General features: G+C 66.5%; 13 protein-coding genes. All 13 read right to left on the bottom strand.

Translation table 11 applies throughout. The features are described from left to right. From AAY81_RS00950 to AAY81_RS00895, 13 genes are read right to left on the bottom strand one after another with little or no spacing between them, the layout of a single operon-like run. Complete coding sequence (locus AAY81_RS00950) at positions 1-297, bottom strand: hypothetical protein (RefSeq protein WP_066660281.1); 297 nt, start codon at positions 295-297, stop codon at positions 1-3. 55 nt (positions 298-352) lie between these two features. After that, the gene (locus AAY81_RS00945) at positions 353-2,104 is read right to left on the bottom strand and encodes a hypothetical protein (RefSeq protein ID WP_066660278.1); all 1,752 of its coding nucleotides are present in this window, start codon (positions 2,102-2,104) and stop codon (positions 353-355) included. After that, positions 2,097-3,098, bottom strand: a complete 1,002-nt coding sequence (locus AAY81_RS00940) for a hypothetical protein (protein ID WP_066660275.1) — start codon at positions 3,096-3,098, stop codon at positions 2,097-2,099. Before AAY81_RS00940 ends, AAY81_RS00945 begins: the two co-directional genes overlap by 8 nt. Next, a complete protein-coding gene (locus AAY81_RS00935; RefSeq protein WP_066660272.1) occupies positions 3,098-6,280 on the bottom strand; it encodes a hypothetical protein in 3,183 nt (1,060 codons plus the stop codon). Before AAY81_RS00935 ends, AAY81_RS00940 begins: the two co-directional genes overlap by 1 nt. A 1-nt stretch (position 6,281) precedes the next feature. Continuing rightward, positions 6,282-9,806 carry a phage tail tape measure protein gene (locus AAY81_RS00930; RefSeq protein ID WP_066660269.1) on the bottom strand — a complete coding sequence of 1,175 codons (3,525 nt, stop codon included), beginning with the start codon at positions 9,804-9,806 and terminating at the stop codon, positions 6,282-6,284. Between the two features lie 16 nt (positions 9,807-9,822). Then, positions 9,823-9,957: a hypothetical protein gene (locus AAY81_RS10760; RefSeq protein WP_276203455.1), complete on the bottom strand. Its 135-nt coding sequence runs from the start codon at positions 9,955-9,957 to the stop codon at positions 9,823-9,825. After that, positions 9,944-10,348 (bottom strand): hypothetical protein, encoded by a 405-nt coding sequence (locus AAY81_RS00925; RefSeq protein WP_066660266.1) that lies wholly within the window; start codon positions 10,346-10,348, stop codon positions 9,944-9,946. Before AAY81_RS00925 ends, AAY81_RS10760 begins: the two co-directional genes overlap by 14 nt. Then, positions 10,349-10,528 (bottom strand): hypothetical protein, encoded by a 180-nt coding sequence (locus AAY81_RS00920; protein WP_066660263.1) that lies wholly within the window; start codon positions 10,526-10,528, stop codon positions 10,349-10,351. Positions 10,529-10,537: 9 nt separating this feature from the next. After that, positions 10,538-11,122, bottom strand: a complete 585-nt coding sequence (locus tag AAY81_RS00915) for a major tail protein (protein ID WP_066660261.1) — start codon at positions 11,120-11,122, stop codon at positions 10,538-10,540. 20 nt (positions 11,123-11,142) lie between these two features. Next, complete coding sequence (locus AAY81_RS00910; protein ID WP_066660258.1) at positions 11,143-11,463, bottom strand: hypothetical protein; 321 nt, start codon at positions 11,461-11,463, stop codon at positions 11,143-11,145. Beyond that, complete coding sequence (locus AAY81_RS00905) at positions 11,460-11,810, bottom strand: HK97 gp10 family phage protein (protein ID WP_066660255.1); 351 nt, start codon at positions 11,808-11,810, stop codon at positions 11,460-11,462. Before AAY81_RS00905 ends, AAY81_RS00910 begins: the two co-directional genes overlap by 4 nt. Beyond that, positions 11,807-12,445 carry a head-tail adaptor protein gene (locus tag AAY81_RS00900; protein ID WP_066660252.1) on the bottom strand — a complete coding sequence of 213 codons (639 nt, stop codon included), beginning with the start codon at positions 12,443-12,445 and terminating at the stop codon, positions 11,807-11,809. Before AAY81_RS00900 ends, AAY81_RS00905 begins: the two co-directional genes overlap by 4 nt. After that, positions 12,435-12,764, bottom strand: a complete 330-nt coding sequence (locus AAY81_RS00895) for a hypothetical protein (RefSeq protein ID WP_066660249.1) — start codon at positions 12,762-12,764, stop codon at positions 12,435-12,437. The genes AAY81_RS00900 and AAY81_RS00895 overlap by 11 nt, the downstream gene beginning before the upstream one ends. Positions 12,765-12,766: the final 2 nt, after the last annotated feature.

Below are 12,766 nucleotides of genomic sequence, written 5' to 3'. Positions count from 1 at the left end.
CTAGTCACCTCCTAGCGCCGTGTCCGTCATGATGGCCGTGTACTCAACTTGCGACTGGATGGCGGCCAGGTCGGCGGCCATGCGCTCCTCGACCGTCATCTCCGCGCGCTTCGCCTTGGCGAGCAGCGCATCGAAGTCGGCCAGAATCTCGTCCATGGTGAGCACGGTCTGCATGTTTAGCTCGTAGACGTTGGCCGTCCATCCGTCGTCCGTCTGCTCGATGGCATCGAGCAGGTAGACCGTCATGCCAGCGCGCTGCGCCTTCGGCGGCTCGCTCGCGTACGTTCTCGTTTGCATATGTCCCTCTCTGTTTGCGGTTTTTTGCTTTGCGGGTGCGGGTAAAGCGTTTGCTTTACGTGGCCAGGTAGACTTCGCCCGTGGTCAGCACGACGATGCATGGCTTGAGCGGGAGCGAGGATTCCGCTGGCAGCGTCGCGTACTTGAAGATGGGGAGGTCGGTGCTGCCGTTCACCTCTTGCGTGCCATCCCATTTGAGGGCGTAGCAGTTCGAGCGTTTGGTGCTCGAATCGCCAACGACCCACCCATTGCCGACGATATGCGCATAGACGTTGTTCGCGTCCTCGATGTTGTATGAGCCCTCGACGTGCTGTGCGAACGAAGATGCGATGGTCCCTACGCCCTCGGCATGCGAGCCGTCGCCATTAGCTTCCGTTCCTGCTGGCCCCACTTGGATCCCAGACCAATTGGGTAGATAGGCGCCGCCTTCTGCGTGGCTTCCGTCGCCTCTTGCGCAATTCCCTTGCCCTTCCGCATGAGAAGCGAAGCCCGTAGCGGTATTGCCAAAACCCTCAACATGCGAGGCTGTGCCCTTGGCCTCATTCGCCGGAAGCCAATCTCCATCGCCCATTCCCTCGGCATGGGAATATGCGCCGATGGCGTTCGTTTGCAATCCTTCCGCGTGGGAATATTCGCCCTCTGCCACCCCTCTTGACTCGCCCACTGAGCACCAGCCACCCGCCGTGGCGCCTGCAAGAGCCACGGAGCGGTACCCGCTCGCCGTGCCACCATCTGCGATGACTACGCTGCCTTGCCCGACGACGCCCGAGGATGATCGAACTCCGATGGAATATTCCCGAACCAGCTCTGAGGTGTAGTAGTCAACGTGGAATACAGTTCCGTACGCAAGCGGCTCAGCGAGCACGATAATGCGATTGCCTGATAAGGTGTATTCGAGGTCCTCGAACGTCGTGCTGGTAATCTGCTTCCTAACGGCGATTACCGATGCACAGTACGACGGCAGCCCGTACTCCGTCTTTGAAGCATCCTCGACGAAGAAATGAGCGTGAGTCTCCTTTAGCGATGCATCCGTCTCTGTGCCGTTTAGTGAAACGTATGGCACGTCTCCTCGGTCATACAGTTGAAAACCCGATGGGGTGAGCTTCATATGCGGATAAACGCTGGCGCCGACCTGTACCTCGCCGCTCGTAAACGCCGCCAGCACGTGGTCTTCCAGATCGCTCGCGTCGGGCGTGCATTCCCCATCGTAGAACAATGTGCCGCTTGCCGTGTCGCTTCGAAAGATGCGCTCGGCTCCGTTTACCGCATGCGTCAGCAGCTCGCCCGTGGACTTGAGCAGCTTGCGCCAGCCCGTGGGCTGCTGCGCGTACTCATCCTGCGGCTGCTCGGTCACGCTCGCGCCGTCCGAATCCTGCCAGAAGTGCTGGTTCGTGGCGCTTGCCAGGGCGCTGGCCTCGGAGGCTGCCGCATTCGCGGCGCTTGCCTGCCTTGCCGCAGCGCTCGCGGCACGGCGCGCGACGCTCGCGTCGCTTCCCGCGGCCTTGGCCGTGCCCTGGGCCACCTCGGCGCTGGCTTGCGCGGCATTGGCGGCGCTGTCGTCGGTTGCGGGGCTGGTCGCGTTGCCGGTCACCGTTGCACGATGGTCCGCGATGCGAACGGTCACCACGTCGCCCACGGAGCACGCCATGTCGGTGGCGCACGGCGTGGGCGTTGACGAGCCATCGACCTGGCACCACGTGGTGCCATCCGCGTCCACGCGGGTGACGACGGCTGAGAACGTGCCGGCGCCCGTGGCGGCCTGGCCGCCAGAGCCGAGCATGCCGCGAAGCTCCGTCACGCTAAGCATATGTGGTCATCTCCCTCGTCGCCGTCTCCTGGACCGTCGCGCCGCATCCCGTGCTCACCTGCTGCGCCACGACGCGCCATGAGCCCTCGTGGCCCGGCAGCGTCACGCGGCTGCCCACGCGCACGCCATCGACCCATTCCCGCTCGTATTCGGCCGTCTCGGCGGCCGTCGACATCTCCTTCAAGCTGCGCTCGGCGAACGCCTGCAGCGTCTCGTCGGCCAGGCGCGTGCCCGAGGCGCTTGCCTCGATGCGACGGCCGCGCGAGACCGTGGACGTGGGGCTCGCCGGGTCGTCGTTGACGGCCTCGGCGGTCGTCGTGCCGTCGGTCGCGATGACCACGTTCGGCACGCCCGCGAGGTCCCAGCTGGTCGAGATGCCACCGCCGATGATGGAGCGCTCTGGGATGGGCGTCGCGGACGTGGGGCGCGGCCTCACGGTCGCGTTGCCCAGCCCATCCGTCACGATCTCCCAAGCATCCCCGCAGAGCGCCCAGGCCATGGACAGGTAGCTCTCGCCGGCGCTCACCATGTTCTCGGCCAGCTCGCCGCCCTCACCGCTCGACACGCTCACGGGGGCGTCGAGCGCGGCGGCCAGCAGCTCGCCCGCGACCGTGGGGCCATGCGAGCCAGCTGGCGCGTACCAGCCAGCCGCAAGCAGCCGCTCGGCCGCCGGCTGCAATACCGAGTACAGCTCCACGCGGGCCGTCTCGGTCGGCTCGCCGTCGGCCATGTTGGCCTGCGCCAGGTACGTGCCGATGCCCACGCGCACGACCTCGCCGTCCTGCTCCGCATCCATCCAGGCGCGCACGTAGCCATCGCCGCCGAGCGAGCGGTCGAGCGTGGCATCGGCGGAGTCGATGGCGGGGGCATCGCCGTCGACGGATGCGGCAGCGGATAGGCCCGACAGCCCCGCCACCTGCCCAGCATCGGCCCACGTGACGTGGTCGACGGACATCAGGCGGAATGCGGAGGCATAGCCTGCGGCCCAGTCCATCAGACCACCTCCTCGCTTTCGGCGGTAAGCGTCCAGGTGCCGTCGTCGTCCACCTCCGAGATGGAGAGGTCGACCGGCACCGCCATCTTGTCAAAAGAGGTGGACATGGATACGTCCACCTGCGCGGGGAACGCCACGCAGCCACGGGCGCGCACGAAGCAGATTCCGTCGTGGCGCGCCAGCTCGGAGAGCGCGGCGAGCGTGGCCGCGTCGCTGCGCACCACGTCGACCGAGACCGTGTAATCTCGGTCATACCCGCGCAGCCAGAATCCCGTGCGCGAGCCGTCCATGTGCTCGCGTCGCTCGAAGCCCTTCTCCCAATTGCTGCGCAGCTCCACGTTGTATGGCAGCTCGACGGAGCCCGTGGCCCAGTCGATGGTCACCTGCGCACCAGGCAGCTCGTAGGCCACGTCGGACCACGCATGGTCACCGTCCGCCGTGACGGCCTCGACGACGTAGGCGCAGGCATCGCCGTAGGGCGGCACCCTGTCAACGTAGGGAAGGCCCCATTCGGCATCCTCGCGGCACAGCGCCGCGCCGTCTGCCGTGTGGCGCCAGATCCTGCACGTCTCGCCCTCCGCATGCGATGAGCTCGCGGGCGTGATGACGGCCTGGCCGTCGACTATCTCGACGGTGGCGGTCGGGGCGACCGCGGGGCTGGCCCACATGGCCGCGAACCCCAGCGTCACGGGCTCGCTCTCGAGCCCCGTCGCGGTGTCCACGCAGACGACCTCCACGTCGTAGCCGCCGCCCATGATGGGCTGGCACGGCACGACGCCAGAGCCGCCCATCTCGATGTGGGCGATGGCATCCCCCTGCGCGTGCGTCGTGGAGCCTCCTGGCTCGACCTGCCGCGCCTGATGCGCGCAGGTGACGCTCACGCGCCAGAGGTCGCCCGTGCCGCCCAGGTCGAGCGACAGGGGCATTGCGGAGAGGATGGCGCCGCCATGGGCGCTGGGCGCATGCTCGTATTCGATTGCCACGACGGCCCCATCGGCGGGAGCCGTGGCGAGCGTGACCACCTGGTCGGACAGCGTCCAGGTGGCAGCCGCGCCGTCGACCGTGACGGAGGTCACGGAGATGACCGGGCAGGCGAGCTCGAAGGACGCGGCCTCGCCGTCCCCCTCGAATTCTTGCGTCGTCGTGGCAGTGGTCACGATTGCGCCCGTCAGGGCCGCCGTGCACGTCGGCGGGGCGGCGATTGACGTGGAGCGCGCGTCCGACCATTCGGACCAGCCTCCGCCGGTGCTCACGCGAACACGCGCGGAGACGGTGGCGCCAGCCTGCGACTCGCTGGTCTGCAGGACGTATGCGCCCTGCGCACCGGAAATCGGATAGACATCGTCGCCCACCATGAGCTCGGCGGCCGTCTGGGCGGAATCGCCAGAGTCGACGAAGGTCCAAGCGTAGGCGATGCCAGCGCCAGCCTTGACCGAGCCAGGCGCGGTGAGCACGGGCTGGCTGGGCGTGGACTGCGGCACGACGGTCACCTCCGCCTCTGGGCCATAGCCATCCTGCGAGTCGACCGTCACGTAACGACGGAGCCTGATGTGGTACAGGGTGCCCTCGGTCAAGCCGTCGACGGAGACGATGCCCGACTTGCCGGAACCGTCCGCCGCCTTGTGCTGCGAGGGCTCCGTGGTGGAGATCCACCCGCCCGATGCATCCGTCCACTCGATTGAGGTGCCGATGTCGGTCACCTCCACGTTGCCCAGGTCGTCGGTGCCCCAGTGGTATGCGATGGTTACGCCCGTGCCGTCTGCGTTGAGGGTCACGGAGTCGATGGTCACGGCGCTCAGGCTCGCGCCGATGACCTGCGCCTGGGATTCGCTGGACACGCGGCCGCTGGTGGCCTCGTCGCTTCGCAGCTCATCGCCATAGTCTACGACCTCGCCGCTGGCGAGCGTCTTGCCCACCGTGCGGTTCTGCACGTGGACGCGGTATGTCAGCGTCGGGTCGAATTCGATGGGCGTGCCGTCGGGCGCGCAGATGGTCTCCGCCGTCTCCGACGTGGGCGACCATTTCATCCAGTCGACCACCACGTCGGTGCCGGCCATGACGCGCAGCCACGTCTCGACCGACATCTCGCTGTTTACCTCGACCTCGGCCGTGATGGTGTTCGTGGCGTCCTGGTACTCCGCAGTAACCGATGGGGCCGACGGCTTGCCAACGAGCACGGCGCGCGCCGCGTACGCCTGGGCGCTGTTGGCCTCGAAGTCGTGCCACACGCGAACGCGGTACCATGCTGCCTCGTCCTCTGCCAGGCCCTGCAGCCTGTCCGCATCGGCGTCGATGCACGCGCGCAGGCTGTCGGTGGAGACGTCCTCGTCGTAGACCTCCGACCAGCTGCCCGCGGGGTTGAGCACGGGCGCGACCTGCCGCTCCACGGTCACGTGGTCGACGGGATGCCACCAGTCCGAATTCGGGGTCACCGCGAGGGTGACCTTGTTGCCGTCCCTCACGGTGGCGGCAAGCGTCGGCTGGTTCGGCCGCGCGAAGACGTGCTCGGCTCCGTATGCGATGGCGCTCTCGCCAGCAGGCCCCTCGTTGCGCGCCACGACGCGCACGGCGTACGGCGTCTCGGGCGCGGGGTCCGCGGCGGTGTGCGCCCAGGTCCTGCTGGATTCCGAATCGCTGGGCTCGAACTGCTGCGTCCAGCCCGTCGTGGCCCAGTCGGGAACGTCCGCCCAGCGCTCGCCGTGCTGGGCGACCTGCGCCCAGTACCGGCAATGGGTCCAGTAGTTGTTGTCCTTCTGCCTCACCGTCTTGGGGTCGGAGTCGATCTCCCACGTCTGCGTTCTGTTCGAATCGCTCGGGGTGAGCGTGATGACGGGAGCCGCAGGCGTCTCCGCGCGCCACCAGGCCACCGAGTGTCCCACGGCGTCCAGGCCGAGCTGCATGTTGACCGACGGGCAGACCCAATTGGTGTGCGGCCAGAACTTGCTCCCGTCGATGACCGTGTTTGGCAGGGCGTCCGAGCCTACGCTGCCAGACGTCGACGCTGGCGCCTTCTGGGCCTTCTTCGGACTCCAGATGATGACCGTGTCGCGCCCGTCTCGGATGTTGTGGCCGTTCGTGTGGTACTGCCAAACGGTCTTGGGATTGCCGGAATAGGACGCCTTCCAGCTGCACTTGAAGTTCGGCCCGAGGATGCGGGTCAGGACGTGCTCGTAGTAGCCCATGCTACCTTCCCTCGCTTCGCTTGATTCGGTTAGCCGCGCGCATGGCGCTGCGCACGTAGGTCTCTGGGTCGACGTTGCCGCTGACGGTCACGTTCATGGTCACGTTGGTGTCGCCGCCGGACGGCATCTGCATCTCGCTCGCCACTGCCCTGGCAAATGGGCGCACGTAGCGCGTGTTCGACAGCGGCACGATGCCGCCAGCGTGCGGCTCGACCCATTCGTCGCCAGCCTCTCCCGCGATGTGCGTGATGGGGCCAGTGCGCCCAACCACGGTCGGTCGGTGCGCGATGTAGCCGCCCGCGGCATGGTAGGCCACGCCGCGCATCATGCCGCCAGCGGCATTGCCCGTGATGGCCTTGACCGTGTAGTTCCAGACCTTGCCGGTCAGGCCCTGCAGGGCGTTGCGGACGTTCGTGATGGGGCTGGTGTCGGCAGAGCCGGTGATGCGGTAGCTGCCGTCGGGGATGGAGTCGATCTTGCCCGACAGGTTGCTCACCGAAGACGATTCCGCGGACACGGTGCCGTTGTTGCTCACGCGGTAGATCTTGTCGTTGACTCTCACGTTGTTGTTGAGTCCTGCGATTTGGCCGCGCTCGTCGTAGATGGTGCCGTCGGAGGTGACGTAGTAGTGCTTGCCCTCGATTTCCACGGCGCCCAGCTCTGCGAGCTGGCCCTGCTGGTCGTAGACGGAGCCATTGTCCGAGACCCAGTAGGTCTTGTCGCCGATCTGCACGGCGTTCAGGCCCTCGATCTGCTGCTTCGACAGGTCGACCTCCACGCCCATCTCGCGCAGTGCCCCGATGGTCGCGTCAGGCCCCTCGGACAGCGTGTCGAACACCGTCTTGAGCTGATTCGCGTCGAGGTCGCCCAGGGAGTCCATGGAGACCCCGAACGTGGACATGGCCTCGGAGAGCTTGTTGAACTGCTCCTCGTTCATGACGCTTTCCAGGTCTGGAAGGTTCGCCTTGAAGACGGCCCACGCGCTCGCGCCCTCCTGGGCTGCCGCCTGGTTATCGGCAATCAGGCCCGTGGTGCGCTCGATCTGCCTGTTCGTCTCGTCGAGCGCGGCGTTGGCGCTGTCCAGATTCCGCTGCGCGCCGTCGACCACGTCCTGCTGGGTCCTGACGGCGGCGGCCCAGGCTTCGTCGGAGTCGTAGGTGGTGTTCGTGACCTCGGTGAGCTTCGCACGAGCAGCGGTCAGCTCGTCAGTCTTCTGCTTGACGGCATCCTGCTGGGCAATCTGCTGGTTGTACAGGTCGGATAGCGTTCCCTCGTACGCCTGCGCCCTGATGAGCGCCTGCTGCTTCTGGATGTAGAGGTCGACCTTGCCCGCGGCGTCCTCGTACGCGTCGCCGACGTGCTCCACGACGTTGTAGTGCTCGTCGAGCTCGTAGCTCGTGCCGCATGTCTGGTTCACGTGGTCGATGGCGTTGTTCAGCTCCGCCACCTCGGTCTCGGTGAGGTCGCTCCTGCCGCCCAGCTCGTCGATGGTCTTGCCGTACGAGTCGAGCAGCGCCACCTCGCCCTGGGCGCTCGTGTAGCGCTCGTTCGCCGCCGAGGTCAGGCGCTCCATGCCAGCGGAGAGGCTGTCGAGGAAGCCGATGGTCCCCTCGAAGGATGACGAGCTTGTATCGGCGGCATCGCCCACCTGCCCAATGGCATCGGCTGCGCCATTGGCGCTCGAGATGCCGTTCGCCAGGGTCGAGTTCATGTTCCCCAGCGCCTTGTCGAATCGGTCGCTCGAGGCGGCCGCCTGGGCGATGGGCACGGCGAACGCCGCGATTGCGCCAGCCAGAATGGTGGCACCGCCAGCGGCGAGTCCGAACTGGCCAGCCGATAGGCCGACCTTGCCCGCTAGCTTGGCGATGCCGCTCGTGCCCTCGGCGCTTGCCGCGTTCAGCTTCGACAACCACGTCGCCGCATTGCCTATGGAGGAGACCGCGTTTCCGATGCCTGTCGTCACGCGGCCCAGCGCGGACAGCAGCGGGCCGAATGCGGCCACGAGGGCCACGGTGCGGATGATTGCCTGCTGCTGCTCCTCGTCCATCTCGCTGAACGCCTGCGCCCCATCGGCGATGGCCTGGAACAGCGGCTCGGCCGCATCCACGGCGTCTAGCAGCGCATCGGCGAGTGGGCCGCCGAACTTCTCGGCGACGGCCGCGACCTTGTTCTTCAGGATTTCGAACTTGGCGGCAAGCGACTCGTTCCTGTTCGCGACCTCCTTGGATAGGGCGGTGTTCTCGCTCCAGCCCTTGTTCGCGTGGTCGATCGCGCTCTTCACCAGGTCGGTGTTGCCGGCCATGCGCTTGAGCACGTCGGAGGCGCGCACGCCGTTGACGTCGATCTCCTCGAGCGCCTTGGCCATGTTCTCGCCGTTGGCGATGCCCTCGAGCATGCTCTCGAACGCCGCCGTGGCGTTCTCGCCCCATGCCTGCTGGAATTCCTCCGCGCTCATCCCCGCCATCTTCGCGTAGGCGTCGAGCGATTCGCCGCCCGTCGCCACCACCTTGTCGATCTCTGAGATGGTCTGCGAAAATGCGGTGCCGCCAGCCTCGGCTTCGACGCCCAAAGATGACATCGCCGCCGACCAGCCGAGGATTTCGGCCTGTGTCATTCCCGCCTGCGTGCCAGCCGCGGCCGTGCGCTGCGCCATGGCGGAGATCTTCGATTCGGTCGTGGCCATGTTGTTGCCCAGCTCGACGATGGCGCTCGCGTAGTTGCTCGACTCCTCGTGGGCCATTTTGGTGATATTCGCGAACTGGGCCATCTCGGTGGCCGCCGTCTCTGCGTCCATGTCGGTCGAAATTTGGAGCGAACTTGCGACGCGCGAGAACTCGCCTAGCTCGTCTATGCCGTATCCGAGCTGCGCGCCCAGGGCCTCAAGGTCCATGATGGTCGCGGCTGATACGGGATTCGTCTGCGAGAACTCAATGGCGGCCTGCTTGAGCTGCTCGTACTGTTCCTCGGTGCCGTCGACCGTCTTCTTGACGCCCGTGAGCGCGGTGTCCATGTCCACGGCCGTCTTGACGGCGGCGGCACCCGCAGCCACCAGGCCGAGGGACACGGTGCGCGTCCAGGTGTCCCCGAATGAGGACACCTTGGAGCCTACGCCAGAAATCTTCTCGCCAAGCTCCGTCCACTTCGCGCCGAACTGGCCCAGGGCCGAATGGGCGGCCGTGACCTCCACCAGCTTCGCCCGGTACTGCTCGATGCGGCTCTCGCACTGGGCGATTTCCATTTCCAGGCGGTCCCAGGCCGCGGGGTTCACGTCCCTGCTGCCCAGGTCGTCCTGGGCCTGGCGCAGCACGGCCAGGCGGGTGCGCGCGTTGTCGATCTGCGTCGAATAGGTGCGCATGGCCTGCGCGAGCAGCGTGGTGCTCTTCGGGCTGAACTTGAGGGCGCGATTCAGGGACGTGAGGTTGCGCTGCGTCGCGCGGGACTCCTTGTCGATGGCCGACAGCGCGGCCGTGAGCCCCGTGGTGTCGCCCTCGAACTTTACGAACAGGCCCTTGTACTCGCTGGCCATCGCCTCTCCTATTCGATTAGCCCAGGAAGGCATCGATGTCAGCCTGGGTTGCCTTTCGCTTCTCTGGCTCCTCGCGCTGCGATTCGCCCATGATGTCGGTCATGGCTATGAAGTCGGCCATGTCCAGCTGGCGCAGGTCAGCGAGCGACATCCCCATCCGCAGCGCCAGATAGACGTTGCGCAATGGATTCCAGCCATCGTCCGATGGCTCGTCTGGCTCGCTCGGCTCCGCTGGCCTGTCGCTGACGAAAAAAGGCGGCGTAGAATGCCTGGTCCATCACCGCCACGGCAGTGACGTCCCCCAGGTCGAATTCCTCGAACGCCCCGAGCCACTTCCCGAATTCGGGCGTGGCCTCGTCGGCCGCCTTGGCCATTGCCCAGACGACCTGCAGCCAGACGGCCAGGATGGGGCCGTCGTCGGTGTTCGCTGCGCGCAGGTCGGCCCATAGGTCGCTCTCGAACTCGCGCCAGTACGCCCATACGGCGAGAGGGCCGCCTGCGACGGCGACCCTCTTCCCGTAGATCTCTATCTCGCGGACCATCTAGGCCCTCTTCGCGCGGCGCGCTGGCACGCGCTTGGGCAGGTCCGCATCGGGGTAGCCAGCCGCCTTGCACGCGGCGACCACCTCCTTGAAGCGCGCCTCGGTCATCTCGGCCGTCTCGTTCTCGAAAAGGCGGCCCTCCTTGAGGCCACGGAACGCGCGCGTGAACTTGACCTTCATGGTGCCTCCTTAGCCCTGGGCGGTCTCCGTCCACACGGGCGTGTAGACCGCGTTGAAGAAGTCGTTGTATGCGGTGGGGTGCTCGGGGTCGAGCTGCAGGCTCAGCTTGGAGACCTTGCGGCCGTCCATGACGATGGGCGTGTAGGTCAGCTCGATCTGCGATGTCGAGGGCGTGGTGGTGTCCTCGGTCGTGGCCGCGCTGCCGCCGGGGATGCTCGGCACGCAGTAGTAGAAGACGTTGTGGCGCGCCTTGGCATCGCCGTCGACGTCGAACGCGATGGCAAGCGGGTTCGGCTGCTTGTCGGCCACCTCCACGATGGCGCCGTTCACGTCGCGCTCGTAGAATCCCGTGTCGATGAGGAACTGCTCGGAGAGCAGCGCCTGCTCGATGGTGATGGTGCCGCCGTTGTTCGTGTAGGTCACGTAGTACGAGCCGTTGTCGGCATGGAACACCTCCTGGCCGCCCGATGGCTCCCATTCGATGTTGGTCGTGCCGGGGTCGGCGACGTAGTTGCCGAAGGTGTAGGCACCACCGGACTCGGTGACCTTGGCGTGGTGCATGTTGCTCACGCCGAATTCAACTTTGTTGGCCATGCTTATGGCTCCTCTCTTGTCTAGTCCAGCAGGGTGCTGAACTCGTAATCGGTTCGAATTAGCTTCTCGTCAGCAAGCGGCATCTCCATGCACGTGGGCACGAGGCCAGCCGCCAGCAGGGCGTCCTCGAGCGCGCGCTGCTGCGCCGGCTGCTTGCCAGCCGTCCACAGCTCAGCGGTGAAGGAGCGGATGCGCTGGTAGATGGTCTGGTCGGCGCGCAGGTCGCTGCTCGCCGACTCGTAGACGACGATGCGGGGCAGCGACTCCTCGTCGGAGGGCACGCCGTAGCTGACGGGATAGCCCGTCGATTCCAGGATCGAGATGACATCCTCGTTCGTCATGTGCCCAGCTCGCTCTCTATTGTCGCGACGCCTACCTCGTAGGCTGATTCGATGTGGGGATGGGCGGGCGCGGGATGCGGTCCGCCGTGGCCCTTTTCGAGCAGATGAGGCAGGCCAGGCTTCTTCGCCTGGTACACGCTGGCCTCGATGTGATCGAAGGTCACCTTGCTCGAACGGCGCCACCCAGCCGCGTAATCACCCGAATCGGACGGCGAGGTCTGAACGAGCTGCTGCTTCGTCACGTCCGCGCCCTTGCGCACGGCGGCGACGACCTTCTCCTGCTCCTCGTTAACGAACGACCGCGCCAGGTTGACCAGCTCTTCGGAGAAGCCGTCTGGCGTCGTCATCGGTCTCCCCCCTCGCGCGTGGCCACGACGTCCACCCACTCGCCCGCGCCCTTGGCGGACGCGACCGTGTAGGGGATGCCATCGCGCACGATTCGCGCATGCCCGGCGCCGTAGTCGCAGGCGCGCAAGCGCACGGTGATGGAGGGCTTGCGAACGTCGGCCCCCGCCCCCGTGGAGCGCTGCTGCGATGGCGAGCACTTGCGGCAGTGGGCGGTGACTGCCGTCACCCACGTGGCCGATGGGTTGCCGTTGGCGTCGTGCCCCGCCGCCCTGTCCTGCAGGTCGACGGTGCCGTCGGTTGCCAGCTCGGAGAGCAGCGCATAGGCCTCTCGGCCGTCTGCCGTGCGCTCGAGCCATGGGACCTCGTAGAGGGTCCCGCCGACCAGCACGCAGCAACCCGCGTCGAAGCCAGGGCACTGCCTGGTGCGCACCTTGCGCGTGAGCTCGAAGCCCTGGGCGCTGGCCAGCTCCACGTCGGACTCTCGCAGCATCACGGAGCCGAACGCGAGCGCGGCCACCTCGGATAGCCCCTCGGTTCCCGAGAAGTCGACTCCGGGCACGAGGCGCGCATCGGTCGATGCATACACCTCGGCCACGCCGTCGTTGTACCTGCCGAACTGCGGCTTAGGGAGCATCGAAACCGCCCCCTTCAAGGAACGCGTCGACGGCAATCCTGTTCTGGATCGTGTACACGTCCATCAGGTAGCTCTGCCAGAACGCATCCTCGGCGTGGTTCCACGCGTAGTAGCAGTAGCTGATGAGCAGCGCATGCGCCTCGGGGTCGGCGGCTATCGCATCGGATGCCGTCGAGCCCTCGGGGATGGGCAGGCCCAGGCGCGTGGCGATGATGTCGGGCGCCTGGGCGAGGATGTCTGCGATTCGCGCGTCGGTGGCCGCATCGTCCCACGTGATGTTCAGCTTACGCTTCAGCTCATCGGTGTAGTCGTGGGCCATGG

The organism is Denitrobacterium detoxificans (genome assembly GCF_001643775.1).
GTDB lineage: Bacteria > Actinomycetota > Coriobacteriia > Coriobacteriales > Eggerthellaceae > Denitrobacterium > Denitrobacterium detoxificans.
This window is presented reverse-complemented; position numbering and strand designations above follow the sequence as displayed.

Bases quoted from the DNA above. Each gene is read 5' to 3' on its own strand.
- AAY81_RS00950 (WP_066660281.1), bottom strand. From the start codon at position 297: ATGCAAACGAGAACGTACGCGAGCGAGCCGCCGAAGGCGCAGCGCGCT.
- AAY81_RS00945 (WP_066660278.1), bottom strand. From the start codon at position 2,104: ATGCTTAGCGTGACGGAGCTTCGCGGCATGCTCGGCTCTGGCGGCCAG.
- AAY81_RS00940 (WP_066660275.1), bottom strand. From the start codon at position 3,098: ATGGACTGGGCCGCAGGCTATGCCTCCGCATTCCGCCTGATGTCCGTC.
- AAY81_RS00935 (WP_066660272.1), bottom strand. From the start codon at position 6,280: ATGGGCTACTACGAGCACGTCCTGACCCGCATCCTCGGGCCGAACTTC.
- AAY81_RS00930 (WP_066660269.1), bottom strand. From the start codon at position 9,806: ATGGCCAGCGAGTACAAGGGCCTGTTCGTAAAGTTCGAGGGCGACACC.
- AAY81_RS10760 (WP_276203455.1), bottom strand. From the start codon at position 9,957: ATGTCGCTCGCTGACCTGCGCCAGCTGGACATGGCCGACTTCATAGCC.
- AAY81_RS00925 (WP_066660266.1), bottom strand. From the start codon at position 10,348: ATGGTCCGCGAGATAGAGATCTACGGGAAGAGGGTCGCCGTCGCAGGC.
- AAY81_RS00920 (WP_066660263.1), bottom strand. From the start codon at position 10,528: ATGAAGGTCAAGTTCACGCGCGCGTTCCGTGGCCTCAAGGAGGGCCGC.
- AAY81_RS00915 (WP_066660261.1), bottom strand. From the start codon at position 11,122: ATGGCCAACAAAGTTGAATTCGGCGTGAGCAACATGCACCACGCCAAG.
- AAY81_RS00910 (WP_066660258.1), bottom strand. From the start codon at position 11,463: ATGACGAACGAGGATGTCATCTCGATCCTGGAATCGACGGGCTATCCC.
- AAY81_RS00905 (WP_066660255.1), bottom strand. From the start codon at position 11,810: ATGACGACGCCAGACGGCTTCTCCGAAGAGCTGGTCAACCTGGCGCGG.
- AAY81_RS00900 (WP_066660252.1), bottom strand. From the start codon at position 12,445: ATGCTCCCTAAGCCGCAGTTCGGCAGGTACAACGACGGCGTGGCCGAG.
- AAY81_RS00895 (WP_066660249.1), bottom strand. From the start codon at position 12,764: ATGGCCCACGACTACACCGATGAGCTGAAGCGTAAGCTGAACATCACG.